This window comes from Gammaproteobacteria bacterium (assembly GCA_015709635.1).
Lineage (GTDB): Bacteria > Pseudomonadota > Gammaproteobacteria > Burkholderiales > Nitrosomonadaceae > Nitrosomonas.
This window is the reverse complement of record CP054180.1, coordinates 3,018,953-3,044,845: the sequence shown is the minus strand read 5'-3', so window position 1 is coordinate 3,044,845 and position 25,893 is coordinate 3,018,953. Positions and strand designations below refer to the sequence as shown.

Annotated in this window: 27 protein-coding genes, 1 tRNA gene and 5 pseudogenes; 14 read left to right on the top strand and 19 right to left on the bottom strand. The window is 48.7% G+C overall.

What is annotated here, in order from left to right:
• Positions 1–317: 317 nt before the first annotated feature.
• From HRU78_14460 to HRU78_14445, 4 genes and pseudogenes are all read left to right on the top strand, one after another.
• Positions 318–1,955 (top strand): hypothetical protein, encoded by a 1,638-nt coding sequence (locus tag HRU78_14460; protein ID QOJ24691.1) that lies wholly within the window; start codon positions 318–320, stop codon positions 1,953–1,955.
• A gap of 318 nt (positions 1,956–2,273) precedes the next feature.
• Positions 2,274–2,998 (top strand): annotated as a pseudogene (locus HRU78_14455) (tyrosine-type recombinase/integrase).
• A 2-nt stretch (positions 2,999–3,000) separates the two neighbouring features.
• A complete protein-coding gene (locus HRU78_14450; GenBank protein ID QOJ24690.1) occupies positions 3,001–3,204 on the top strand; it encodes a hypothetical protein in 204 nt (67 codons plus the stop codon).
• 625 nt (positions 3,205–3,829) lie between these two features.
• A pseudogene (locus HRU78_14445) lies at positions 3,830–4,612 on the top strand (IS21 family transposase).
• Positions 4,613–4,668: 56 nt separating this feature from the next.
• Here HRU78_14445 and HRU78_14440 read toward each other — a convergent pair.
• Entirely contained in the window at positions 4,669–5,025 is a 357-nt protein-coding gene (locus HRU78_14440) for a Tn3 family transposase (protein QOJ25087.1), read from the bottom strand.
• Between the two features lie 36 nt (positions 5,026–5,061).
• Positions 5,062–8,028, bottom strand: coding sequence for a Tn3 family transposase (locus HRU78_14435; protein QOJ24689.1), 2,967 nt, complete (start codon positions 8,026–8,028; stop codon positions 5,062–5,064).
• Positions 8,029–8,187: 159 nt separating this feature from the next.
• On the opposite strand from HRU78_14435, the gene HRU78_14430 reads away from it, so the two are divergent.
• The 3 genes from HRU78_14430 to HRU78_14420 are packed head-to-tail and all read left to right on the top strand — an operon-like array spanning position 8,188 to position 9,418.
• On the top strand, positions 8,188–8,478 hold the full coding sequence (locus HRU78_14430; protein ID QOJ24688.1) for a nucleotidyltransferase family protein: 291 nt from the start codon (positions 8,188–8,190) through the stop codon (positions 8,476–8,478).
• Entirely contained in the window at positions 8,475–8,867 is a 393-nt protein-coding gene (locus HRU78_14425) for a DUF86 domain-containing protein (GenBank protein QOJ24687.1), read from the top strand. The genes HRU78_14430 and HRU78_14425 overlap by 4 nt, the downstream gene beginning before the upstream one ends.
• Entirely contained in the window at positions 8,861–9,418 is a 558-nt protein-coding gene (locus HRU78_14420) for a recombinase family protein (protein ID QOJ24686.1), read from the top strand. The genes HRU78_14425 and HRU78_14420 overlap by 7 nt, the downstream gene beginning before the upstream one ends.
• On the opposite strand, the gene HRU78_14415 is transcribed toward HRU78_14420, so the two are convergent.
• Positions 9,415–9,807: a DUF4158 domain-containing protein gene (locus tag HRU78_14415; GenBank protein QOJ24685.1), complete on the bottom strand. Its 393-nt coding sequence runs from the start codon at positions 9,805–9,807 to the stop codon at positions 9,415–9,417. The genes HRU78_14420 and HRU78_14415 overlap by 4 nt on opposite strands.
• A gap of 78 nt (positions 9,808–9,885) precedes the next feature.
• On the opposite strand from HRU78_14415, the gene HRU78_14410 reads away from it, so the two are divergent.
• The 6 genes and pseudogenes from HRU78_14410 (at position 9,886) to HRU78_14385 (ending at position 12,832) form a co-directional block, all read left to right on the top strand.
• Complete coding sequence (locus HRU78_14410) at positions 9,886–10,125, top strand: recombinase family protein (protein QOJ24684.1); 240 nt, start codon at positions 9,886–9,888, stop codon at positions 10,123–10,125.
• A gap of 14 nt (positions 10,126–10,139) precedes the next feature.
• Positions 10,140–10,787, top strand: a complete 648-nt coding sequence (locus HRU78_14405) for a transposase (protein QOJ24683.1) — start codon at positions 10,140–10,142, stop codon at positions 10,785–10,787.
• A gap of 42 nt (positions 10,788–10,829) precedes the next feature.
• Positions 10,830–11,186, top strand: a complete 357-nt coding sequence (locus HRU78_14400) for a transposase (GenBank protein QOJ25086.1) — start codon at positions 10,830–10,832, stop codon at positions 11,184–11,186.
• A 42-nt stretch (positions 11,187–11,228) separates the two neighbouring features.
• Positions 11,229–11,777 (top strand): recombinase family protein, encoded by a 549-nt coding sequence (locus tag HRU78_14395; GenBank protein QOJ25085.1) that lies wholly within the window; start codon positions 11,229–11,231, stop codon positions 11,775–11,777.
• A 23-nt stretch (positions 11,778–11,800) separates the two neighbouring features.
• A pseudogene (locus HRU78_14390) lies at positions 11,801–11,935 on the top strand (DUF4113 domain-containing protein).
• Between the two features lie 309 nt (positions 11,936–12,244).
• Positions 12,245–12,832, top strand: coding sequence for an HNH endonuclease (locus HRU78_14385; protein QOJ24682.1), 588 nt, complete (start codon positions 12,245–12,247; stop codon positions 12,830–12,832).
• Positions 12,833–13,225: 393 nt separating this feature from the next.
• On the opposite strand, the gene HRU78_14380 is transcribed toward HRU78_14385, so the two are convergent.
• From HRU78_14380 to HRU78_14370, 3 genes are all read right to left on the bottom strand, one after another.
• Positions 13,226–13,600, bottom strand: a complete 375-nt coding sequence (locus HRU78_14380) for a helix-turn-helix domain-containing protein (GenBank protein ID QOJ24681.1) — start codon at positions 13,598–13,600, stop codon at positions 13,226–13,228.
• 106 nt (positions 13,601–13,706) lie between these two features.
• Positions 13,707–14,141 carry a hypothetical protein gene (locus HRU78_14375; protein ID QOJ24680.1) on the bottom strand — a complete coding sequence of 145 codons (435 nt, stop codon included), beginning with the start codon at positions 14,139–14,141 and terminating at the stop codon, positions 13,707–13,709.
• Positions 14,134–14,391, bottom strand: a complete 258-nt coding sequence (locus HRU78_14370) for a hypothetical protein (protein QOJ24679.1) — start codon at positions 14,389–14,391, stop codon at positions 14,134–14,136. Before HRU78_14370 ends, HRU78_14375 begins: the two co-directional genes overlap by 8 nt.
• Before the next feature lie 74 nt (positions 14,392–14,465).
• Here HRU78_14370 and HRU78_14365 point away from each other — a divergent pair.
• Positions 14,466–15,901 (top strand): annotated as a pseudogene (locus tag HRU78_14365) (IS5 family transposase).
• Between the two features lie 15 nt (positions 15,902–15,916).
• Here the strand turns inward: HRU78_14365 and HRU78_14360 are convergent.
• From HRU78_14360 to ftsY, 13 genes and pseudogenes are all read right to left on the bottom strand, one after another.
• Positions 15,917–16,855, bottom strand: a pseudogene (locus HRU78_14360) (DUF927 domain-containing protein).
• A gap of 12 nt (positions 16,856–16,867) precedes the next feature.
• A protein-coding gene (locus tag HRU78_14355; protein ID QOJ25084.1) for an IS5 family transposase occupies positions 16,868–17,625 on the bottom strand; the annotation gives its coding sequence in 2 pieces (ribosomal slippage) (positions 16,868–17,310 and positions 17,310–17,625; 759 coding nt in all).
• 12 nt (positions 17,626–17,637) lie between these two features.
• Positions 17,638–18,267 carry a DUF927 domain-containing protein gene (locus tag HRU78_14350; protein ID QOJ24678.1) on the bottom strand — a complete coding sequence of 210 codons (630 nt, stop codon included), beginning with the start codon at positions 18,265–18,267 and terminating at the stop codon, positions 17,638–17,640.
• A 157-nt stretch (positions 18,268–18,424) separates the two neighbouring features.
• On the bottom strand, positions 18,425–18,907 hold the full coding sequence (locus HRU78_14345; protein ID QOJ25083.1) for a DNA primase: 483 nt from the start codon (positions 18,905–18,907) through the stop codon (positions 18,425–18,427).
• Between the two features lie 17 nt (positions 18,908–18,924).
• On the bottom strand, positions 18,925–19,167 hold the full coding sequence (locus tag HRU78_14340) for a transcriptional regulator (GenBank protein ID QOJ24677.1): 243 nt from the start codon (positions 19,165–19,167) through the stop codon (positions 18,925–18,927).
• 145 nt (positions 19,168–19,312) lie between these two features.
• Positions 19,313–20,098, bottom strand: coding sequence for a hypothetical protein (locus HRU78_14335; protein QOJ24676.1), 786 nt, complete (start codon positions 20,096–20,098; stop codon positions 19,313–19,315).
• 183 nt (positions 20,099–20,281) lie between these two features.
• On the bottom strand, positions 20,282–20,590 hold the full coding sequence (locus HRU78_14330) for a hypothetical protein (GenBank protein QOJ24675.1): 309 nt from the start codon (positions 20,588–20,590) through the stop codon (positions 20,282–20,284).
• Positions 20,591–20,697: 107 nt separating this feature from the next.
• On the bottom strand, positions 20,698–21,906 hold the full coding sequence (locus HRU78_14325; protein ID QOJ24674.1) for a tyrosine-type recombinase/integrase: 1,209 nt from the start codon (positions 21,904–21,906) through the stop codon (positions 20,698–20,700).
• Positions 21,907–22,102: 196 nt separating this feature from the next.
• Positions 22,103–22,195: transfer RNA gene (locus tag HRU78_14320), tRNA-Ser, on the bottom strand.
• Between the two features lie 75 nt (positions 22,196–22,270).
• Positions 22,271–23,116, bottom strand: coding sequence for an RNA polymerase sigma factor RpoH (gene rpoH, locus HRU78_14315; protein QOJ24673.1), 846 nt, complete (start codon positions 23,114–23,116; stop codon positions 22,271–22,273).
• Positions 23,117–23,234: 118 nt separating this feature from the next.
• On the bottom strand, positions 23,235–24,146 hold the full coding sequence (locus tag HRU78_14310) for an ABC transporter permease (GenBank protein QOJ24672.1): 912 nt from the start codon (positions 24,144–24,146) through the stop codon (positions 23,235–23,237).
• Positions 24,143–24,796: a cell division ATP-binding protein FtsE gene (ftsE, locus tag HRU78_14305; protein QOJ24671.1), complete on the bottom strand. Its 654-nt coding sequence runs from the start codon at positions 24,794–24,796 to the stop codon at positions 24,143–24,145. Before ftsE ends, HRU78_14310 begins: the two co-directional genes overlap by 4 nt.
• 23 nt (positions 24,797–24,819) lie before the next feature.
• Positions 24,820–25,881: a signal recognition particle-docking protein FtsY gene (gene ftsY, locus HRU78_14300; protein ID QOJ24670.1), complete on the bottom strand. Its 1,062-nt coding sequence runs from the start codon at positions 25,879–25,881 to the stop codon at positions 24,820–24,822.
• Positions 25,882–25,893: the final 12 nt, after the last annotated feature.

Here is a 25,893-nt window from a genome sequence, read left to right as displayed (position 1 = left end):
GATTCAATATGTTAGTCATTCTACAATTGGACTTTTGGTACCTTTATGCAGATGAACCCAAATGCGGCAAAATCTTTAACTTTTCGTGCTAACTGAACCGGAATATAGTCATTTTTTGATCGATTATAACCGTGTTTGACAATTGAGCTAGCTTTCAGTACATTCGAAACTAATGGAAAGGTGTTTTATTATTCCTATACCCGAGGTTTATAGTCCTCGCAAAGGAATGCATAATAAAGACCAGCGGCGGGTACTACAGCCCTGAATCGACACTAGCTTTTAAGCGCAGAAAAACTAAATGTTCAGGGAGTTTTGTAATGAATATAAAATCTATTTTTTCCAATAACGTGTTGCTATCGCTGCTAGTTTCGTTGTGCGCCACTAGTGCTTTGGCCAGCGAGAGCCGCCTTCCCGCTAGTAAAAATCCGCCGTCCTACATGGGTCTTGGTTTTTCTGAGCTTGCAAGTGCGCCGTGTAATGTAAATCCGCCGAGTTTTGGGGGCTGTGATACGGATTGCCAGATTATGAATGGAATGCGTAGCGCAGTGATGTCTGGAATCGGGATAATTCCAGAAATAGGAAAAGGATTCTCATCTTTTATAGGATTTTTTTGGGGCGCAGATGCGGGGCCCACAGTGAACGACAAGCTGAATCAGCTGGTTAAGTACGTGCAAGATGCAATTGCCCAATCTCGCTCGGATACTTTGGCATCGCTAGTGGCTAATCAGTATCAGACTTTGGGTGAAGAAACGTATATTTTGGATGGGTATATCAAATCAGGAGGCGGTGACCGCAGTGCGCTGCTAGAGAATTTACTGGGTAACTGTATTCAAATAAAATATGCTATGCAGAACCCCGGCATAACACCGCTACAAGTGCTGCCTTATATTAGTGCTGCGGGAAATATTTGCTTAACTTTGCTTAAGCGACAAGCGTATAACTATCAAGATATTACCGGCGTGACACCTAACCCTGAGACCGTTGCCCTATACAAGGAAGAGCTTAACAGTGCAGTGAAACAGTTTTCAGCGTTGGCATCCAGCGCTGAGGCTGCTGCAGTCAAGTGGCGGGTGGATAATGCCATCACACAAAGTACCACATATGGCGGGTATCCTTGTGGCTTTACTTGCAATCATCATTACGGGCAGGTCAGTGATGGCCGCTGTACCGAGGTTGGCGCAATTGTCGGCGGGATAGTCCAGTACGATGATATTTGCTGCGAGTATCCGAGCCCTGCTGGTATGACCGCCATTCGAGAATGGTATAGCGCACAACAGCAAAAAATCCTCAATGATAATCTCATAGGAAGATGGGGCTTGAATTCGGCCACTTTGTGGAGTTATATGACGGCCGACAAAATTGACGCTAAATCCAAGCCGAGCATCGTTTATGCAACGGCCGTTTCCCCTTTTATGAGCATGGGCAAGTTGTCACTGGAGCAGTACTCGTATTCCAATAATGCGGAAGAGCTTGAGGCCTTCACTGCCGCCGCTATCGCGGACGGCGATTCAGTGCGCTTGCTCAAATTAGAAGTGACCAAAGGCGATCAAATTATAGGGGTGCGGACTACTACCCAAATTGCGGGTAAGTCGTATACAAATACCGTGGGTCGTTGGGGTAGTGATACTGTCTGGCAAACCATCGATTTTACCAATAGGGCGGATACGCTGATGACTGGTTGGGATTACTCCCATGCATGTGTGCAAACGCAAAAAATTGTCAATCCACAGACGGGTGAGATTTCTGCACCAAGCAATGAGTGCAAGAGCGGCAATAGTGCGCTGGCGATGTTTCTGGCGCCGCCGATTTCTATAGATGCTACGTTTCCGTACGATAAGGAAAAAAATCCAAATAATCCCACGTTCGTTCCGCGTATTATTGGAATTTCTGGATTGTGGTCAAACCATAGCTTGCAATACATCACGCCTGTTTGGCTGTATAAGAAATACCAATAAGGCATGAGGCAGGTGGAGCATTCTGCAGCCACCACCCGCCTCGGTACATTGGGCTCACCTGCATGAAGGTACCAAAAGTCCCATAGGATGGCGTAGACCCAAGTAGCCTTTTCTAGTCAATTTACGACCGGTATCAACAATCTAGGGTTCATCTGCATAAAGGTACCAAAAGTACCATGAAATTAATCATAAGTTACTGTAACTAGTAAAGAATCAATGGTTCTCTGGCATCTAAATTTCGACATAAAAAGAGCCCAAAATCAGGAAGTCATAAAATAGCTATTTCTTATTTAAGTTCAGGCTATTAGTAATTATACTATGGTACTTTTGGTACCTTTATGCAGAATAACCCAACATTTGGCGGCTATACGTCATTTATTTGATTGGCTGGTAGTCGGCCAGATTGTAGCAACTAATCCGGCATCTTCCGTCAGAGGCCCTGCTCATCGAGTCAAGACCGGTAAAACTCCAATCTTGGATAGTGAAGATACCCGGCAATTATTGAACAGTATCGATGTCAGCAAACCTTCCGGATTAAGAGATCGAGCGCTTATTGCACTCATGGTTTATTCCTTCGCACGCTGGCGCTGCTTTAGCAATGAAAGTTGAAGATGTTTATACGCAAAACAGGAGACTCTGGGTACGTCTGCATGAAAAAAGGTGGAAAACGTCATGAAATGCCCTACCACCATAATCTCGAAGAATATTTAAGCGCCTATATTAATGAAACCAATTTGCGTGATGATCGGAAGGGTTTCTTATTTCGCACCATTGGCCGAGGAACTGGACAATTAACTTCATCCCCTTTCGTACAGGCCAATGCTCACGCCATGATACAAAGACATATTAATAAATCAGGTATCGCAACAAAAGTTGGCAATCATAGTTTTAGAGCTACCGGCATTACCGCGTACCTTAAAAATGGCGGAACTCTAGAAAAAGCGGCAATTATGGCTAACCATTCAAGTACACGAACAACACAATTATATGACCGGAGACGCGATGAAATGACGCTAGATGAAGTGGAAAGGATTATGATCTAGTGTTGTTGATGCGCCAACCGCGCGAATTATGGGAACAAATGGCGCGGGAAGTGCCGGACGCTTACCTAGCCAATATGAGCAAGAAGAAACACACAGGAAAAATCTTCATCGACTTCGTCCGAAACGACTCTCTACTACGACGATTGTTCCAGAAAGATCAGATCATTATTTATGAAGTGATGATTGCAGAGTTTGATCAAGCTTGAGATAAAATTCAAACAAGAAGAGATTGTGCTTCACTGGTTTGATGTTTCAACGCTTTAAGTAGTGACCTGATCTGGCTTTTTCGATCCAAAATAACTTGAGACAATGGCCTCTTTGAAAATGGCCGCCTGATTTGAAAAAAATACACCCCACTTTTTTATGCTCTCCATCTAGTAGGTTTTATTGGATCACTACTTTGGCACTTTGATGCAATTTAGGGTAGCTGGCGTCCATTCCATTAATTTTACACCGCTACTTATAAGATCAGAATGCAACTTGATCAAGTCTCTGAGCACCACTTTTGACAATAACTTACGTGTATGTAGATTGTAGCGCAACAACAATATTTATGTTATGTTGATAGTGGGGAATAAGAAAAAATAATTTATATATGGCCTCAAGCATAAATTTCTTTGATTTTTAATAGAAATTTTTTTAGGGTGAATTATGTTGAGTGTATTTATGAGAAAAATTGAAAGTACTTTACGTTCTCATCATTTATATAAATAGCGGTGTAAAAATATACCACTGAGGCGCACTAAATTTTGCGGCAAACGCGGAATAAAAGTGTACCAAGTCTTATGCCTGTAAGCTGATGCGATGAGCATCAAGTGAAAGGCGATGAGGATGTATACAGTGGAACTATATGTAAAGATTCGACGAGCGGTGATGGTGGAAGGCAAAAGCGAACGAGAAGTTGCGCGATATTTTGGAGTTCACCGCAAGACTGTCAAGAAGATGTGCCAATATTCGGTGTCGCCAGGTTACCGTCGCAAGAAAGAACCCATTTCCCCTAAGCTAGCTGGATTCACTGGCATCATTGATGCCATTCTGGAAGCCGACAAGCAGGTGCATGTAAAACAACGCCATACTGCGATACGGATATTGGAGCGGTTGCGTAAAGAATACGGCTTTACTGGTGGTTATACCATCGTACGCAACTATGTTAACAAGGCTGCAATTCGGCAAAAAGAAATGTTCATGCCGTTGGCACACCTACCTGGTCATGCCCAGGTAGACTTTGGTGAAGCCGATGGCTATATTGGCGGCAAACTGGTTCGCTTCCATTATTTCTGCCTTGATTTACCGCATTCGGATGGCTGTTTTGTCAGGGCTTATCCAACTGAAGATACCGAATCCTTTCTGGATGGGCACGTTGCTGCTTTTGCGTTTTTGGGTGGGGTGCCGCAATCGATCCTGTACGACAACACCAAGATTGCGGTAGCCAAGATACTTGGCGATGGCAAACGGCAACGTACCAAGGCGTTCAGCGAACTGCAAAGCCATTACTTGTTTGAAGATAAGTTTGGCCGACCGGCTAAAGGCAATGACAAGGGCAACGTTGAAGGCATGGTTGGCTACAGCCGCCGACACTTCATGGTGCCGCTACCCATTGCTGCTGACTTTGATGCTTTAAAGGGGGACCGTAAGGATTCCTTCGTAAATGAGTAACATCCCTAATTTCGTTACATCAGGAACGTCACACCGTAGTCAATCGGCTCCAAATCTCTTTCCCTAAGCTCGTAAGTGCCGAAACGATTAGCGTGATGCGTTCGATATGGACTAAACGCCGTAGCCAATTCTGGCGTTAACTTCATCCCCTCTGCTTCTAGCTCCTTGAATGCCTGTGTCATTGTATGGCAGTTGTGGAAAATCATCAGATTGGCAATCAGATGGTTGTACTTGATTATCTTCAGCTGATCCTCGCGCACATTCTCCTCGATGGTGTCCGATCCGAAATATGCCCACTGAGCAAAGTTATTAAAGCCTTCGCACTTGTTTTGCGCTGCCTGGATGACCTGGCGTAAGGCATCGTCGCTGATATAGGGGTCGTCTCAGAAAACGGATTGCAAAGTACGCTAAGCTGGTTGCAATGGTCGTAGCGGCCTGAACTTGCCCGCGCCGATCTTGGCGCTGTTGCGCCAGAGGTAATCGCCGGTCAGGTTGATGTGCTCCCAGCCCAGCGGCGATAGGTACTGCAACAGCGCATCATCGACGGCATAACCATTGCCACGCAGTCTAAGTGCCGCACGCTCCAGATAGACCGTGTTCCACAGCACGATGGCCGCCGTTACCAGGTTGAGGCCGCTGGCCCGGTAACGTTGCTGCTCAAAGCTACGGTCGCGGATTTCGCCCAAGCGGTTGAAGAACACGGCACGAGCCAGCGCGTTGCGTGCTTCGCCCTTGTTCAGACCGGCATGCACGCGGCGACGCAGTTCCACGCTTTGTAGCCAGTCCAGAATGAACAGCGTGCGCTCGATGCGGCCCAGCTCGCGCAGTGCAATTGCCAAGCCGTTCTGACGCGGGTAGCTGCCGAGCTTGCGCAGCATCAGAGAAGCAGTCACCGTGCCTTGCTTGATCGAGATAGCCAGTCGCAGGATTTCATCCCAGTGGGCGCGGACATGCTTGGTGTTGAGCGTGCCGCCGATCATCGGTTTCAGCGCCGCATAGGTAGCATCGACCTTCGGGATGTAGAGCTTTGTGTCGCCGAGGTCGCGGATGCGCGGCGCGAAACGAAAGCCGAGTAGATGCATGAGAGCGAAGACGTGATCGGTGAAGCCTGCCGTGTCAGTGTAGTGTTCCTCGATACGCAGGTCGGACTCGTGGTACAGCAAGCCGTCGAGCACGTAGGTCGAGTCGCGCACGCCAACGTTCACCACCTTGGTGTGGAATGGCGTGTACTGGTCGGAGATGTGGGTGTAGAAAGTCCGCCCTGGACTGCTGCCATACTTTGGGTTGATGTGACCTGTGCTTTCGGCTTTGCTGCCGGTTCTAAAATTCTGACCGTCGGACGATGACGTGGTGCCGTCGCCCCAGTGCTCAGCAAAGGGATGCCGGAACTGCGTATTAACCAGATCGGCCAGCGCCGTCGAGTAGGTTTCGTCACGGATATGCCAAGCTTGCAGCCAGGTGAGCTTGGCGTAGGTCGCGCCGGGGCAGGATTCGGTCATCTTGGTCAGGCCTAGGTTGATCGCGTCGGCCAGGATCGTTGTCAGCAGCAGATTCTTGTCCTTGGCCAGGTCACCCGATTTCAGGTGCGTAAAGTGGCGGGTGAAATCCGTCCACTTGTCCACCTCCAGCAGCAGCTCAGTGATCTTGACGTGCGGCAGGATCATTGCCATCTGGTCGATCAGGGCCTGTGCGGTGTCGGGTACCGCCGTATCCAGCGGCGTGATCTTCAAGCCAGACTCCGTGATGATGGCATCCGGCAAGTCGTTGGTCACCGCCATGCGGTTGACGATGGCAAGCTGCGCTTCCACCAGGCTCAGCTGGTCGTGAAGATACTGATCGCAGTCGGTGGCTACAGCCAGCGGCAATTCGCTTGCCTGCTTGAGGCTGGCGAACTTCTCGGGTGGCACCAGGTAGTCCTCGAAATCCTTGAACTGGCGCGACCCCTGCACCCAGATGTCGCCGGAACGTAGCGCGTTCTTCAACTCCGACAGCGCACACAGCTCGTAATAGCGCCGGTCGATGCCGGCGTCACTCATGACCAGCTTCTGCCAGCGTGCTTTGATGAAGCCGGTCGGCGCATCGGCAGGCACCTTACGGGCGTTGTCGGTGTTCATTCCGTTCAGCAACTCGATCGCATCGAGCATGTCCTTGGCGGCCGGCGCGGCCCGCAGTTTGAGCACGTCGAGGAATTCCGGCGCGTAGCGGCGCAATGTGGCGTAGCTTTCACCGATGCGGTGCAGGAAATCGAAGTCTTCGGGCTGGGCGAGCTTTTGCGCCTCGCTGACGCTCTCGGCGAACGCATCCCAAGACATGACGGCCTCGATGGCGGCAAACGGATCGCCGCCGCTTTGCTTGGCTTCGATCAGCGCCTGGCCGATGCGGCCAAACAGACGCACCTTGGCGTTGATCGCCTTGCCGGATGCCTGGAACTGCTGCTGATGCTTGTTCTTGGCGGCGTTGAATAGTTTTCCAAGGATGCGGTCATGCAGGTCGATGATTTCGTCGGTGACGGTAGCCATGCCCTCAATAGCGAGTGCCACCAGGGTTGCGTAGCGGCGCTGCGGTTCGAACTTGGCTAAATCGGCTGGCGTCATCTGACCACCCTCGCGGGCGATCTTGAGCAGTCGATTCTGGTGTACCAGCCGCTCGATGCCAGCAGGCAGGTCGAGCGCCTGCCATGCCTTGAGGCGCTCGATGTGTTTCAACATGTGCCGGGAGTTAGGCTTGGCCGGTGACTGACGCAGCCAGGACAGCCAGGTAGTCTTGCCGTTATCGCGCCGCTTGAGCAGGTCGTCGAAGTGACGACGATGCGCGTCCGATAGCGATTCGGCCAGAATTTCGTAGATGCGCCGGTTGGCACGGGTGATCGCCTCGGCGCAGATGCGCTCGATGACGCCAGGTGTAGGAAGGAGCACGCTCTTGCGGCGCAGACCTTCCACCAAAGCCGTGGCCAACACGATCCCTTTGTCGGTCTGCCATGCCAGTTCATCGAGGCTGTACACGCTGGGGCGATAGTGCCGCGTAGTGAAAGATTTGTAGCCAAAGACTGATTGCAATTCCAGCAGGTGTTCGCGGCGTGTCTCAGCGCGCTGGCCATAGTCCGTCCATGCTTCAGGCGGCACCCTCAACTGCGTAGCCACCAAACGCAGCAATGAGGGAAATGGTTCCTCATCCACCGCAAGCATCACGCCGGGATACCGCATGTAGCAAAGCTGCACCGCGAAGCCCAAGCGATTGGCTGGCCCGCGCCGCTGCCGGATGATGGCGAGATCGGATTCGTTTAAAGTGTAGTGACGGATCAACTCATCCTTGGTGTCCGGCAACGCCAGCAGGCGTTCGCGCTCGGCGGCGGACAGGATCGAACGGCGGGGCATCTAGTCTCCTCCTTCTTGAAAACGTAGGTTTGTGACAAGCCCGCCAAGGTAACTGGCGCGGCACGGGAAATCAATGCATTACGATTCTCGAAAATAGTTCTTGAAATTCTATTCTTGATTGCATATCATCTCAACGAGTTTCGATAAGAAAGGATGCCTATGCGACCGTCTGTTGTGCTCGACATGAAGCGAAGCGCTGTGCGCGAAGCGGTAAACCGATTTCGCACAGCGAACCCGCGCGTCTTCGGTTCGGTACTGCACGGCACCGACCGAGATGGCAGCGACCTTGATCTGCTGGTCGATGCGCTGCCCGGCGCGACGCTGTTCGACCTAGGCGGTCTGCAAGACGAGTTGGAGTCGCTGCTTGGCGTCCACGTCGATTTGCTGACCCCCGCCGACCTGCCGCCGAAGTTCCGGGCCAAGGTGCTCGCGGAGGCGCGACCGGTATGAGTGAGAACCGCTTACCAGACTACCTCGATCATATGTGGCAGGCTGCGACAGATGCGTGCAGCTTCGTGGAAGGTCTGACCAAAGATGACTTCCTGGAGGACAAACGCACCCAGCAGGCCGTCATCATGAGCCTCATCATCATCGGCGAGGCCGCGACGAAGGTGATGGACGGCTACACCGAGTTCGTCCAGGCGCATCCCGAAGTACCGTGGCGCAGCATGCGTGGCATGCGCAACCGCATCGCCCACGGCTATTTCGACATCAACCTCGATGTGGTGTGGGACACCGTGCAGACGGCGCTGCCGGAGTTGCTGAAGCAACTGCCGGCCGTGCGATGGGATCCCGCTGGCAAGGACCGAAACAACCGAGCGAACAGCAAACCATGTTGATCGGCTATGCGCGCGTCTCGACGCAAGATCAGAACCTTGAATTGCAACGCGAAACCTTGACTATGGCCGGGTGCCAGAAGGTCTTCGAGGACACGATGAGCGGCACGCGCGCCGAACGCCCCGGCTTGGCCAAAGCGTTGGAGATGCTGCGCAACGGCGATACCCTGGTGGTCTGGAAGCTGGATCGCCTGGGCCGTAGCGTCAAGCAACTGGTCGATTTGGTCAGCGAGCTGCACAAGTTGGGCGTCCAGTTCAAGAGCATCACGGACGCCATCGACACCGGCACGCCGTCAGGCAGGTTCTTCTTCCACGTCATGGCTAGTCTGGCAGAAATGGAGCGCGAGTTGACCGCTGAGCGCACTCGCGCAGGGCTGGAAGTCGCCCGCCAGCTCGGTCGCAAAGGCGGACGCAAGCCAAAGATGACCGGCAGCAAGATCGAGTCGGCCAAAAAGCTGCTGGCCAGTGGTGTTCCGCCCAAGGACGTGGCTAAGAACCTCGGCGTGTCCATTCCGACGCTATACCGCTGGGTTCCGGCTTCGACTCACGCTTAGCGTACTTTGCGATCCGTTTTCTGAGACGACCCCTGGCTGCTAAAAGCTTGATAACCGTAATACTTGAGTATGGTCTGCTGATGTTTCTGACGAGTACGATCATTGTATTCATGCAAATTAACCAATACATCTGGCAATCCCAGTTTTTGGGTAACATATCCAACATCAACCGCTCGGAATTCGTTAGCCGCAAAAAATTTTTTAGTCGCTAGAAAATAACCGCAGCTAATCAGAAACCCAACCTGATGTGCCGGCGATCGCAGGCCTGATACCATGTGAAAAAGGGTGTCAGAGAAATAAAAGTACTTTTTGCGTTGAAGGAGGTTAAATGTCGGTGGAGAATCAAAATCGTACCGTTCAACAGTATTGAGAATACGCATTCGCGGCATGGTGACCTCCTTTGCTGAGGTAAAGAAATCAAGGTAAATAATAATGTACCATTTAGTGAGTTTTTTAACTTATTTGCCATGCTGATCGGTTATGCGCGAGTATCGACGGATGATCAAAAGTCCGACTTACAGGAAGATGCTCTCAAAGCCGCAGGGTGTGAGAAAATAATTGTAGATAAGGTTAGTGGAGTTAAAACTGAACGCCTTGGTCTAACACAGCTCAGTGAATTACTACGTAGAAATGATACGAGACCTTTGCACGGCAATAATCCCAGGATAATGGCTCGAGTGATACAATTGTATTTTAAAACAATATGATTGAAGAGCTGGACATGAGTTTTTCAGACTATGATGTAACGCGCCGCACCGGGAAAGGGAATTTCTTAAAGCAGATTGATCGGTTGATCGACTGGAGCGCGATCGATCGAGCAATCGCGGTTCATTACGCACCGATATCGGATGCGGCAGGCCGGCCTGCATATTCAGGTTTGCTGCTGTTCAAGATGCTGCTGGTAGGGATCTGGCATGGCGGTTTAAGCGATGAGTCGGTGGAAGACATGGCAAACTCGAATCTGCATGTGATGCGATTTCTGGGGTTGTCGCTGGAGGATGATGTGCCGGATCACTCTGTGTTATCGCGTTTCAGAACCCGACTGACGGCAGCGGATGCTTGGGATGGATTATTAGAGCAAGTAAATCGGCAAATACACATGCACGATATCACGGTCAGGAAAGGCTGCCATGTTGATGCGAGCATTACGCAAAGTCCGCGTAAACCCAAAACCCGGCCTGCCTATAAAGTGATCAGCGACCGGGAAGAGCGGGATGATGAAGCAGATGCTCAGTCAGCGATGCGGGTTATTGAAGTGATTCATCCTGGCGTGGATAACGAAGCCCGTTGGGTCAGAAAGAGCGGCAAACCGGTATTTGGTTACAAGCAGCATACGGTAGTCGATACAACGGATTGGTCATGGCGGTAACCACTACTGCTGCAAACTGCCATGACAGCAAGCCGCTATTGACTGCTGGATAAAGCCGGTATCCGGTCAGGTGTTCGTATTCACGCTGACAAGGCGTATTGCAGCCAAAAACATCGCGATGCTTTGAAGTCGCGTGGTATTAAAAACGGCATTCAGGATAAGGCTGCAAAGAATGGCCCATTGACGCGACGGCAGCTGCAACGCAACAATCTCATCGCGAAAGCCCGGTATGTCGTAGAGCGCACCTTCGGCAGCCAGGCACGCTGGTTCAATGCCAAAATTCTGCGTTACCGCGGCCTGGCTTTGGCGCATGCCTGGCATACGCTACTGGCAATGGCTTATAACTTGAAAAGACTCCCCAGACTCTTTGCGGATCGTCGAATAATTACACAAACATAGGGATATTGTATCCTCTCAACTGGAAATAGCCGGTGTTGAGGGATATTCCTGGTTCGTGTGGCGAAAATTGAACAAAAAATCCCCGGTAACTTACAAATAAATCGGGAATTACGCTCAAAAAAATTTACGCTATTTTGCAAAGGTCTCGATACATTGGTAGTTTGGCGATTAGATCGTTTGGGTCGTTCTCTGAAAGATTTAATTGAATGGGTTAATCGTCTGGAGCAATGGGGTGTAAGCTTTTGGAGCCTTGAAGAAGCAATCGATACTCGATCAAGTAGTGGAAAATTAATCTTTCACATCTTTGCTGCTTTAGCAGAGTTTGAGCGTAATCTGATCGAAGATCGTACTCGCGCAGGGCTTGCGGCAGCACGTGCCAGGGGCCGCAAAGGCGGTCGACCTAAATCGCTAGATACCAATAAACGCCAATTGACGGTTGAACTGTATCAAGAAAAGAAGCTACCGATCAAAACAATCTGCGAAATGATGAATATCTCGAAACCGGTAACGATTCCTATCGATTTAAGCATCGTAAAAATGCCCTTGATAATTAAACTGCTCATCTCTCAACTGGTAACTTTTGGATGTTGATACCTGGTAACTTTTGTGTGTTGATTGACACCCGTATGGGACGGGGCACTTTAAAATTAGCATCCGAAGGATTCAAGCAGCCCTGGAAAATGAAGCAGGAAAATAAAAGCCCCAACTATACGACGAACTGGGATGAGCTAATTTGCGTTTTGAAATGACCAAGCGTTAGGAATTAAGAACAAAATTTGTTTGATTTTTTTGATGGTACTATTGATGGGAATATAAGTCGAGGATGGGATTCGAATGATTCCATGAAAACCAGTAAATAAGCCAGTATAAGTTTTTGTGTTTTAAATTTTACCCGCAAACTTACCCGTTTTCTGAAAAGTACCCCCTCTTTTCCTGAGTTTTTAGAGTCCATATAGAAAAAACAGCGATAATAATTGCTATTCACAAGCTTACTGATTAAAACCAGTTGAAACCGTATATATGATTCAAGAAAACAAAAGTATTTTGGGGTTCAACTAATGAAGATTGACCACAGCAGAGTTATAGAAAAAGCATGTCGCCTAATCGCAGCGCAAGATTTTTCAAGTGCTTCTCAAGTAATTACAACCGAATATCCATTTAACCCATATCAGAGAAGTGGTCGAGCTTATACCCCACGGATGATGACAAAGATTTTTGTCCGAGATGGCTTCATTGATCGTTACCGAGGCACGCGACTCATATATCCACCAGCACTTCGGCTTTTATCTCTATATCTTCCATCGGAATTTCCATACCATAAAAATGGAAAAATGACTGAGGGTCATATGGCTTACTGGGAGCTTTTCCCAACAATTGATCATGTCGTGCCTGTAGCATATGGAGGGGTAGATTCTGAGGAAAATTGGGTTTGCTGTTCTATGCTAACGAATAGTATCAAGTCAAACTGGACTCTTGAGCAACTTCAGTGGCAACTTCTTCCGTCAGGAAATATCACCGAATGGGATGGTATGATCAGCTGGTTTGTTCAACAGATCTCAAATAACTTAAGTATTTTAGAAAACACTTATATCAAACGATGGTATGGTGCTTCAAAAGAGTTTATGCATACCTATCATTCGAGTTGAAGGTAAAAAAACACACTACACCTTTCTAGCTTGCCTGCAAGTTTCTTTGTTGTCGAATCCGGTAACGTTACCGGGTTATCTGCAGTTACAGTGTAACCATTCGCCCACGGTGAGCAGCATACAAAAAAAGCCTAGGGGGGTAAGCCTAGGCTGCTTGAAATAATCGCTTGTGGGCGATTCTCACAGACAACGAAGAGAAGCAGTCAATATCCATAAGAAAAACTTATAGTTAATTGATTATTCATATCAGATTATTTATATAGCCTCTTCTGGCTCGTTATCTTGCCCTTTTCTTGCCGCTGTATCCAATGGTGCGACGTTGCACTTTTGGGGATTACCGACAGTTTGTACTGGGTGTCTACCGCCACAAAACAAAAGACTTTCTTGACAGCCTTAAGGCAGTAAAGCCAAATCATCAAACATAGCCTTGACGCGCAATTTAGCGGGGTCTGTTGATTGCACGGGTTCGGTCGTTACTTTGCCAAGCTCCAATATTTTGACAGCCGCATTCAGTCTATCTTTGGGTGCTATTGCCTTATCCGTCATGATTTCTTCAATCGTATCCAATGCCGCCGTGCCAAGATTGCGCAAACGTTCGGAATTGGCCTGCTGTATATCCTGCAAGTGACTATTCAGCACCGCCATGAATTCGTGATCTGATCGCCATGTGCTGATTGTCTTGGGCGTTACATTTAGCTGTTCCGCAACCTGTTTGCAGGTTTGCCCTGACGCAAAAAGAATTACTGCTTGCTGCTGTTTCTCGTTCATTTTATTAACATTCCTTAACAAAAAAATAGGGAAATATTCTGCATCTTGTTATTGGTTCCGCTGTCCTCTATTACTTGAAACGTGAGTTTTCACTACCACTTATGTTTTATTGAATTGCACCTCTTTCGATCAATTCCAATAGCATGAAAGGATCATACTTGTACTTTGGTATCTGCATTTCAAAGGTGTACTGATCCCTGATTGCGATAGTAACTATCACATGCTTGGGATCTGCTGCAGTGTCAACAACAAAGGCTCTTTGTGTGTCTGGGGTCTTAGCAAGAATAGCCAATACTTTTTCGCGCCGCTGCTCCCGCTGAGTTTCCAGAATATCCGCTGATTTTTTCTCAAACCTATCATTTTCAGGGGTAACAGGGGTAACAGGGGTAACAGAATTGTTAGATCCTTTATCCATGCGGGTTTCTGGTTCTGTGATTTTGTTACCCCGCTGCTTTTCTTGGGGTAACACGGGGTAACAAGAGGTAACACGTTCTTCAGTTACGATGGCGATAACTTCATCCAGCCAATTAGGATTACTCATTAGATACCCCTTCTTGTTCTGTCAGATCAATAACATAAACTTTGGTCGCCTTTCCTAATGCCGATATTCTCAGCGTCTGTGCTGCTTTGTCACTGCCCGGTGTAAGCCAGCCCCTTTCAATCAAAACCCTGTATGCGAACTTTAAATCATATCCCTTGCAAAGCTCGTTTCTAAATGCGCCGGTCTCAATTAAGTACTTAGTCATCCCTGCAAAACACTTAGAGCCTGCATGAACTGCAGGAATCATCAAATTTTAGACGGCATTGATCCCTGAGAATTTATACTATTCGCATCAAAACACTGAGAGAATCAAGAGGAACTGAAATGCCGACCGATGATTTTTTCCGAGCGCGTCTCGATCAGATAATTGATCTGCGTCATCCCCTGGCAGTGCTGTCGAATCGACTGCCGTGGGCTGATATTGAAGCAGCACTTGTCCCTGCTTTTGAGCGTAAAAACCGTCAGGGTGAAGTGTTGGAGATCAACGATCTTTTTGGCACAACATTGGCGATTGCCAGTGGGGGCGTGAGCACTGCGGGTCGCCCCCGCTTGCCGATCCGGTTGATGGCATCGTTGCTGTATCTGAAGCATGCGTTCAACCTCAGTGACGAAGAGCTGGTGGTTCGCTGGTCGGAGAATGTGGTGTGGCAGTATTTCAGCGGCGAGGAATATTACACATCGAAGTTGCCGTGTGATGCCACCCAGATTGGCCGTTTCCGCACCGCCATTGGTGAAGCTGGTGTTGAGAAGCTGCTGAAGGCAACGATTGACACTGCGGTGCACACCAAGGCGGTCAAACCGGCTGAATTCAAACGAGTGATTGTTGACACGACAATTCAGGAAAAGGCAATTGCGCATCCGGTGGATAGCCGGTTACTGGAAATTGCTCGCGGCAAGATTGTGCAAGCAGCCAGACGGGCTGGCATCACCTTGAAGCAAACCTACGCCAAAGAAGGCAAGGCGCTGCGCCGAAGGGCAGGCGGCTATGCCCACGCCAGGCAATTGCGGCGTCTGCACAAAACCGTTAAACGCCAACGCACGATCCTTGGTATCGTGCTGCGGGAGATCCAGCGCAAACTGGCAACCGTGACGACGGTCTGTGCCGCATCGCTGCAGCAATTGACCACGCTATTGGAACGGGCAGGACGGATTCATAAGCAGCAACCCAAGGACAACAACAAACTCTATGCATTGCACGCACCGGAAGCCGAATGCATCGGCAAGGGCAAAGCACGCAAACCTTACGAGTTCGGAGTTAAAGCCGGCATTGCTGTTACGCACAAAAGCGGCCTGATAGTCGGTGCCAGAACCTTTCCTGGCAATCCCTACGATGGTCATATTCTCCACCAACAGCTCGAACAAACGCACAGGCTACTCGAAGATACCGGATCAATACCGAAGCAGGTTATTGCCGATCTCGGGTTCCGGGGAGTGGATGCTGACAATCCGGCAGTGGAAATCATCCATCGCGGCAAGTACAAGTCGCTGACGAAACCGCAGCGGCGCTGGCTCAAGCGCCGGCAGGCCGTGGAACCTGCAATCGGGCATCTGAAGTCGGATCACCGAATGAATCGCTGCTGGTTACCAGGTCAGTTGGGGATGCACTGCACGCTGTGTTATGTGCGGCTGGCTACAATCTGCGCTGGCTGATGAGAGCTATACACCATTTGGGCATCAAGAATTCTTTATTGCGACTTGCGCTGCTGCAACTGATCAACACCTTTTACACAAAACGTTCGTTTGTCGGCATGACTGTGTGAATTTTGCAGGGGCGACTACTTACCCTCTTTTCTAAAACCTGAACGTATATGTACTTTGGCTAGATCCTCATTGGTTGCGTCATGGCTTGGGAATCGACTCCCGCCGTATGCTTGAATATAAGAACTAACTTGATTCAATAACGCCGTTTCCTCGTGTCCCACTGCGCCACCATATTGATCGAACCACGCATCAAAGCACGTTTTAGCTGCCTTTGTTGCGCTACCTACTGCCCAGCCAGTGATACCGTGACGCGTAGCCAATTCGCCGCCATATGCAACCAGAGCAAACCGCTCAGCAATCCGCCCGGCTTCTGGTGCGTGTTTTGCCGGTAGTTTAAAAGTTTCGATTATCTTTTTAAGTCCGCCCTTGATCTCGCTAGAAATGATTTCATAATCACCGGCAACCGCCTCAAGAAAGGCTATACCAGCAGCGCCGTAATACTGTCGCGCCAGTCCCTTTATTTTTCCTGAAAATTCCCGCCCATCAGTGCAGCCGTGCAAATCTTCGATTGCATAATGGCCTGAACCAGTATCAGCAGGTATGCTTGGTAGTCGTGCTACCTGACCGCCTTTGGCTTGCTTCCCTGCGCTCTCGATATGCCGGGATAGGTCTACTTCGCCAGAAGATAAAAGCATTGTTGCCCACGTCGCCACGCGCCGCGCTGAGGTGTCCTTGTTCATTCGTAGCCTGGCTTGACCGTTGGCTATCATGTAGGCCGCCTGCCCAGCTTCTGCCGGGTTAATTTCGCCCAAGTCATCCAATATGGTTATATTGTGATTTCGCGCTAAACAAAGAGATTCCAGCCCGTTGACAGTCGCCCGCCACTTTTTGGCAAAATACTTGGGGTGTCCCCAAACGCTCGCCGCCGGGTCAATTAACGCACTGGTTTTGCCTTTTGAAGTCTCGCCAGTAAACTGGAAACCTCCGCCAGACTCGCCAGCAAGTTCAACTAGGGCCTGTTAACACTACCTAAGTGCTTCGACGATGAGAGCGAAATGGATGAATGAGAGAAAAATGACATCCAGTTTGTCGAATCTGGAGAATATTCGACGGAATCCCTTGAGTCTGCGGAATAATCTTTCGATCTCATTGCGTTTTTTGTACATGGCGCGGTCATATTCCCAGAGCTCCAGCCGATTAGTTTTGGGTGGGACAACCGGGATATAACCGAGCTCCAATGCAAGCTGTCTGGTTTGATCACCCTCATAAGCGCGATCCATCAGCAGATGAGTAGGAGAAGAGACGGGGCCGAGTGCTAACAGGAGTTGTCGTCCTTCCGGTGCGTCATGTGTATGCCCCGGAGATAAGGAAAAAGTTATGGCTGTTCTGGTATCTGCGGCAACCAGATGAATTTTAGTGGTCCAGCCACCTCGGGATTTGCCGATGGATTGCGGGCCGTTTTTTTTAATGCACCAGTACCATCAGGGTGCACTTTGATGCTGGTGCTATCCATCGAAACGGCTTCAATCTTGATGCGAATGATTTGTTGATGCTGCAGCTGCTCAAAAACTTTTTGAAGCACGCCGCTTTTCGCCCATCGATTCATTCGAGTGTAGATGGTATGCCAATTACCGAAACGCTTGGGTAGTCCGCGCCACTTGCAACCATGCTCGGTAACATACAGAATAGCATTGAGAATTTGTAGATTGGAATGACTGACATTGCCACGCTGGCGCGGCATGCAGTGTTCGATCTGTTGATATTGAGTTTCGGTGATTTCCATCACCATATTATATCAAATAGTGTTAACAGGCCCTAATACACCAGCAAAAGCGCATGATATAGCGAACGTTATACGGCTGTTGCCTACCGCCAGCGCCGCTATGTTGTTTTGCCAGTCTTTAAGCGTTCCATTAGTGGAAAAATCAGCCGTTTCATTTCCTTGGTAAACTAGAAGCTCTTTGTCCTGAGTTCCGATCACTCGGTTATTTAGAACATACCTGCACCCGTTCCAGCCTATTTTGTCGACACAACGCGCCTTCATATCTGTCTTGTGTGTCAAAACATAATCACACAACAATTTTCTTGCTTTCTGGTTGGTCGAAATAACCAGCCCACCGCCCGCCAGAATCTTTCTGAACTCGCTCTGATCGGTAGCCTGTAACAACTCAGCAGAGCAAGCCCATTGGTGATCGTGCCCGTCATTATCTCGCCAAGATAAAAGCCGCCCCCAGTTCTGCTGTCCACTGTCACGAGTTTCAGCCAATACCATAAGCGGGTCACAAATCCATGTTTTTTTTGGTGTGCCCTCGTCCGTAGTGTCTATGTGATAAACGCCATTTCTGAAACCCTTTTTGTACTCAATAAGCTCAAAAGGGGGTTTGTTACCCCGTGTTACCTCTACGTTTTCGGCCTGGGGTAACAAATTATCAGCATCTAACTCATTGATATTAAATACTTCTTATATTTTGTTACCCGTGTTACCTGCGTTACCCCGCAAAATGGGCATTTCTGCATTTTTTTCTAATACTTTTCGATCTAAGAACGCCGCACCTTTTGCCGTGCTATCGTTTATAAATTCTCTATTCATAAGCACCCCCAATGCGTGAAGCTGCTGTTACAAGCCGTTGTCGATCTTCTTTGAGTAGCGCCGCGCCATTGGCCATATTGCAAGCTGCTGTGGCAACAATCAGTGCTTCAGACTGTATACAACGAAGCACGCTAGATGCTGGGAATGGATTTTTAATAGGTGCGGAGTGATTCGCTTCCCTTGGTGGGAATAGATCGGTTAACGATAAACCTACCGCACTGACAATTTCATAAGCGCTACACCCGGAAAAACATTTGAGTAATATTTTCCCGTCATCGGTTTGACGAATTGCCAAGCTGGGGGATTTGTCATTATGCGAAGGACAACACGCAAAATATTGACCGCGTCCGTTTGGTTTTACTTTGGTCAACTGGCTTAAAAGCAATCCAAGGTTATCTTCGTTACTGGTATAATTAGCGCTTGATTTTGTTGAATTAAAAGCACCTGCCCCGGCCTTCCATCCGGGGTTTTTCATTTGTGGGGTCATGGCTATTACTCCCCAACACGATAGTTAATCGGGTCAGCAAGCCAGCGGTGAAGTTCTGCATTACTATAAAATGTGCAACGTATGCCCATTCTTTCAGGCTTTGGCGCTCTACCTTCTAAAGATAACTGTCTGAATTTCTCGCGGCTTATCGGAAGGAATTTCTTGAATTGTGAGAACCGGCTTTTGCCGGTGGCGGGTAATGTTTCAGGTATAGGTAATTGTTGCTGTTTATTTGTCACGGTAGGCATCCTCCTTATAGAAGACGCTATTAGATACTGGCATTAAATGCCCGCAATAGGCTAATTAAAAAGATTGAAAATGACACCAAATCCTTTCTGGATAAGGCTCTAAGCTTAGGGCAAAACAGGGCAAACGGGGCAATGCCCGAATGCCTTATGATTTGATGTGCGTTAAAGCGTGACGTTTTATGGAATCAACGCCTGGAATCCTACCGCCACGACCGGTCATACCGTCTTCACCTTCATTTTTTCGTTTAGTCATTTCGATATATGTTTTTTCAGCTATTTTCTCCACGGTAAGATTAGGTTTTTCGTTGTATATTCTTTTGCCTATCTGTCTGGCATTTGCTTTCCATGTATTAGCGTTTGGATTTGTGATTTGCTTAGATTTCGATTGTTCAGGGTTTTTACGTTCCTTTACAAGGTTTTGTAAATCTTGCAATGGAATAAAGGCATTATAAGGATTAATTGTGAAATTGTCTGGAAGCCATTTATCAAGTGCTTCATCGAAAATTGCCTTAGCCAACCATGAGCCATTTTCAATTGTGAGTGGGTTGCGATTTCTGTGATCTGAGCGTATTACTTCAATAATTTTAACCGTAGAAAATTCCACCTTTTCATCACTTGATCGGATTTTTTCTTGAGGTATTTCGATATATCCCAAGAAACCATATCCATCCTCACACTTTAGTGTTTCTTTAAAGCAGGTTTGTGGATCATATTTATCAGGCTTCTTAGTAGAATCGCTTTTGTTAAATTCTTCCAATGTCATACGCTCTTTAACAATGCTGAATTTACTAAGAGGTATATCAATCCTTGCGCACAAACGTATTAATCCTTCATTTGCCCAGTCTGCGATCTTTGTTTTGTGTATTTCTTCAGTAAGTTCTGAAGACAGAAAATTTATCGCTCCTTCAAAAGTATAATAATCTCCGCTCAATACTATGCTCCTTTTCATACGCCTTAATTAAGAACCACGCCAGCAGGGTAAGGATTGCCCTGTTTTCGTTTCGTCGAACTAGGCGTGGTTTCAGCATCCTTTGAAAGAAGCCACTGTCAGGCCAGCAAAGGTATCTGGCTGTTCCCTCCGTCGAGGTAGGCAGCGGCAAATCGTTAATGCACGTTATATGTGATCGACTTCTACCTTGTCCGCTTTTTGATTCCACACTGGTGACATAAGCCAACTATCGGAACTTTTAATATCAAAACCGCAGCAGCGATCAGCGGTCCATCCGATTTTTGCAGCCAAGTTTGCTGCAGCAACAATTAAGTCTCCTTCTTTGTCACCCTGGGAAACCTGCCAACAAATACTTTCCAAAGCCGCGGCCATGTGTCCAATCTCATTCAGTGCACAATCTATCTGTTCGGCATTGGGCAAATCTTTACTCATGCAAGGATTAAGCTCTGTGGTGGTAAAATCGTTACTAGCCATAATGTGACACTCCTTATAAGTGTTGCGTTGGGTTAGGGGCTGTCATGTGTTCTGGCACTTGATAACCCCGCTTTTACCTGAATCCGTCAGGCGGCGGTTAAAACTCTTTATGCTGCCCTGAAAGGTAACACTTCCGCACCAGCTTTCAGCTTATCCAAATAATCCGCCCATTCCTGCATCATCTTTGCCCGTGGTTCAAGATATAGCGCATGGTTGTATGCCGCGCTCACTGCATCGCGTTGTGTATGTGCAAGCTGCAATTCGATATGGTCATGGTTGAGTCCTTGTTCGTGAAGGATCGTTGATGCTATCCCCCTGAAGCCGTGCCCGGTCATGCGGCTGTGATACCCCATTCGGTATAGTGCGTAAATGATGGTGTTATTGCTCATTGTTTTGCCGTCTCTGCGCTCGCTTGGGAACAGCAAAGCATTATCAGCGGCCAGCTTCCTGATTTCTTCCAATACCGCCATAGCCTGATCGGATAAGGGGACAATATGCGGGGTTTTCATCTTCATGCGTTCCGCCGGTATGCGCCATTCTCTTTTGGTCAGGTCGATTTCATCCCATCGGGCACCAATCAATTCACCAGTTCTAACGAATGTTAAGGCCATCAATTGCAGTGCAAAACGGGTAAGTGGGGTTTCGTATTCGTCAATTTTGCGGAGCAATACGGGTAATTCTTTCTCGCTCAATCGGGCGTGGTTGGTTTTCTTGGCGGGTTTCAATACATCAGAAGGCTTTATATCTGCGGCGGGGTTACGTTCTGCCAGTCCAAGCGCCACGGCATAGCGCATGACTTGCCCGCACATGGTAAGTACTCGTTTGGCAATATCCAAGGCACCGCGTGACTCAACCTTGTGGATCATCGCTATTAACTGCGCGGCTGTGATGTCATTAATCGGTTTTGCACCAATAACCGGGAATATATCCGCTTCCATGCGCCGGATCGTGTAGCCTGCGTGTCGTTCAGTCTTGTCGTGCTTCCAGTGATTCCACCATTGACGCGCTACTGATTCAAAGCTGTTCTCCGCTGCAATGGCTGCCTGTCGTTTCTGTTCTTTGCGGTTTTCTGAAGGGTCGATACCTTGCGCCAGTAATTGCTTGAAGCGGGCGTGTTCCAGTCTTGCGGCTGCTAGCGACACAGCGGGATAGAAGCCAAGGGAAAGCATATTTTCTTTATCGTGAAAGTAATAACGCATCCGCCATGCTTTCTGACCATCTGGCTGTACCCATAATGCCAGCCCCTTTCCGTCTGGTAGGTTGTAGCGCTTATCCTTGGGCTTTGCTGCCTTGATGATTGAATCAGTAAGTTTCATGCAATCCCCTGAATACCGAAGAACAAAACAAAAAACGGGTAACAAAAATACGGGTAAATTTTTACTCGCTTTTTTACCCGCTTTTCGATAATGTTACCCGTTTTACTCAGGGTTGCCAATAGTTAACTAAATTGCTGTAATATTATTTATTCTAAAGGGATTTCTTGGTGTCGCTAGGCAACGTTTGGAGCATCTTTGGCGGAGAGGATGGGATTCGAACCCATGTGCCAGGTTGCCCTGACCATCTGATTTCGAGTCAGCGCCGTTATGACCGCTTCGGTACCTCTCCTGTTGCTTAAATGACAAATCCATCTGACGTACCCAAAGTCACATGGGTGTTATAGACAATAAAAATTCACATACTTTACGCAGTTGCTGTAAGGGTGCCGCGCATTTTTTGTAGCGCTTTAGTCTCGATTTGCCGGACGCGTTCTGCGGAAACGCCCAGCTCCTCGGCCAGATCATGCAATGTTGCAGTATCTTTTTCTCTTAACCAGCGAGCTTCAATGATATGGCGGCTGCGATCGTCCAGACATGCAAGTGATTGCTGCAGCCCTTTTTCGCGTAAATGCGCGATTTGTTCATTTTCCAGAATCTGCGATGGTTCTTCACCATCGGTTAAATAACTGACTGGACTGAATGCATCGTCTTCTTCATCCGCTACGGGCTCAAGAGAAATATCCGAGCCGTTGAAACGCTTTTCCATTTCAACCACTTCTTCGGATTTGACGCCTAACTGCGTGGCCATTGCATCCACTTCTTGCGGATTCATTGTATTCAATCCTTGCTTCATGCTGCGCAGGTTGAAGAACAGTTTGCGTTGCTGCTTGGTGGTGGCTATTTTAACCAGACGCCAATTGCGCATAATGAATTCATGAATCTCCGCCTTGATCCAGTGCACAGCAAATGATACCAAACGTACACCGCGCTCCGGGTCAAAACGCTTGACTGCTTTCATGAGGCCGATATTGCCTTCCTGGATTAAGTCGGCTTGCGGAAGACCATATCCTTTGTAGCCGCGCGCTATAGCGATCACAAATCGTAAATGCGACAGAATCAATTTTTGTGCAGCCTCAATATCACCATGATTCCATAGACGCCGCGCCAAGCTGCTTTCTTCCTCTTGAGAAAGAATAGGGAAAGAATTAGCAGACTGAATATAACTTTCTAAACTTCCACCTATTGAAGGTAGTGTTAAAGCATTCGTCATTGTAATAATCTCCTTCTCGTAGATTTTTGCCTGATTTCTATCTGTCGGAACGGTAGTATTCTAGCACTCCCGCAATGAGAGTGCCAAATAATTGAAAAGTTCGTTGCGGGCGCTTCGCTTATTTTGGTTCGATTTGCCAGAGATGGCTTGCAACTGAGATACGCGCACCTAGCCATCCCAGCCAACCTGAAAATAACAGTAAGCTGATACTGTCTGCCGTAGCGAGATGCTGCAACTGCCAATCGATGCCATAAAGCCGAATCAGCGTGATGAGCTCTTCATTGAGCATGCCAATGCTCAGTGCGATGAGAAGCCATGCAGTAGCGCCTCCTGCCAGACCCTGAATCGCGCCGAAATAAAGAAAAGGACGCTGGATAAAGCTGTCAGTCGCACCGATGAGTTTGGATATCTCAATTTCATCCCGCTTGGTGAGAATTTGCAGGCGAATGGTGTTGAACATGATCGCGATAATTGCGACGCTCAATAGCGTTGCCAGCATCAGTACGGCAAAACGGCCGAGATCGAGTAACGCGTTCAAGCGCTCGATCCAAGCGGAATCGAATTGCACATGTTCGATTTCCGGCCAGTTTTGCAGGGTCAGGCGCAATTGCTCCAGAGCTTCGGTGGTATTTTCCTGAGTATGAATAACGAAAGCATCCGGCAGCGGGTTGTGCGCCAAACTTGCGGCGATATCCGTGAGTCCGGCACTTTGTTGCAATTGCTGCAGCGCGGCGTCTTTTGGAATGAACTGGATGGTTAGAATGTGCGGATTTTCCTCTAAGCGCTGATGGATTTTCTCAATGCTATCTTGAGCCGTATCCAGCTTAAGAAACAAACTCATTTGCGGGGAATCCGCCGTTTGTCCGGAAATGGTTTGCAAATTTTGCATGAGCACGTAAATGCCCGCCGGCAGGCTGAGTGCAATCCCCATTACGATGATGCTGAGCAAGCTGGTGAGCGGTGCTGAAATCAGCCGTTTGAGCGTGAGAAAAAATACCAACCCATGTTGCATCAACCATGCGCGCATCATGCCGCCAATTTTCCTTGTTTTAATGACAGAACGCGATGCTGCGTGTCTTCCAACAATGAGGCATCGTGCGTGGCGATCAACACGGTGACACCCACCTGATTGAATGAGGTGAACAAGGTCATGATATCGCGGGCGTACTCCATGTCCAGATTACCGGTCGGTTCATCGGCAATCAGAATAGCCGGGCGATGAACCACCGCGCGCGCAATGCATAACCGCTGCCTTTCTCCGCCGGACAGTGCGATCGGCATGGCTTTTTCTTTTTTTAACAAACCTACTTTATCCAATGCGGCGCGAACACGGGCGGCCACCGTATCGTGATCGAAGTTGCTGATTTGCAGTGGCAGCAAGACGTTATCAAACGCGTTACGGTCAAACAGCAGCTTGTGATCCTGAAAGATGAAGCCGATCTTGCGGCGCAGATACGGGATGGCGGCCGGTTTGAGCTGGGCGATATTCTGTCCGCTGATCGTGACGACGCCGGAAGTCGGGCGCTCGATCGCAGCGATGAGCTTTAATAACGTGCTCTTACCCGCGCCCGAGTGGCCGGTCAAAAATACCATTTCGCCGGCTGCCACCGCAAGGTCGACATTATTGAGTGCCACATAACCATCGGGATAGCGCTTGGAAACATTTTTGAAAGTGATCATATGCCCTGTGTGAGTTGTCTCGTTCAATCAAACAATGCATCGACGAATTGACGGGCGTCAAACGGTCTTAAATCATCCACTCCTTCGCCCACGCCGACAAAGCGCAACGCCGGCGGATTTTCCAGATACTGTCCGGCAATCGCAGCCACCACGCCGCCCTTGGCGGTGCCATCCAATTTGGTCAGGATCAGACCGGTGACATCCAGCGCTTCATCAAACGCTTTCACTTGTGCGATGGCATTCTGTCCGGTATTCGCATCGAGCACCAGCAGTACCTCGTGCGGTGCATCGGGCATGGCTTTGGCGATCACACGTTTCACCTTCTTGATTTCTTCCATCAAATGCAGTTGCGTAGTCAGTCGTCCGGCGGTGTCCGCCAGCACGATATCGATGCTGCGCGCTTTGGCTGAATTGACCGCATCAAAAATTATCGCAGCGGGATCGCTTTTTTTGTCCGGATCGCTATCCGGCGCAATCACGGTGACATTATTGCGTTCCCCCCAAGCCATCAACTGCTCGCGCGCTGCTGCGCGGAAAGTGTCGCCGGCAGCCAGCAATACCGATTTGCCTTGGCTCTGAAAATATTTGGCCAGTTTGCCGATCGATGTGGTTTTGCCCACGCCATTGACGCCGGTGATCATAATGACAAACGGTTTATGCGTCGTGGTATCCAGAGGCTGCGCCAGCGGTTCCAGCATGGCGATGAGCAGCTCTTTCAATGCTTCTTTCAATTGCGCCGAATCGGTTAGGGCATCGCGCTTAACCTGTTTGCGCAGATTCTCAAGTAATTGCTGCGTTGCACTGACACCGATATCGGAAGTGAGTAAAATCGTTTCCAATTCTTCGTAAAGCGCCTCATCGATCTTGCCGCCGCCAAACAAACCCGATAGCTGTTTGCTCAGATTCTGCCGGGTACGCGCCAGTCCTAGCTTGAGTTTGGCGGCAAAGCTTATCGGCTCTTCCGGTTTTGCTTCGACTTCAGCTTCGGCTTCGGCTTCGGCTTCGGCTTGTGCATTGGCGTCGGGTGAAACTGGTGCTCCGGCGGATTCCGCGGGATCCTTTTTGGATTTAAAAAAACTGAACATTCTGGTAGGCTC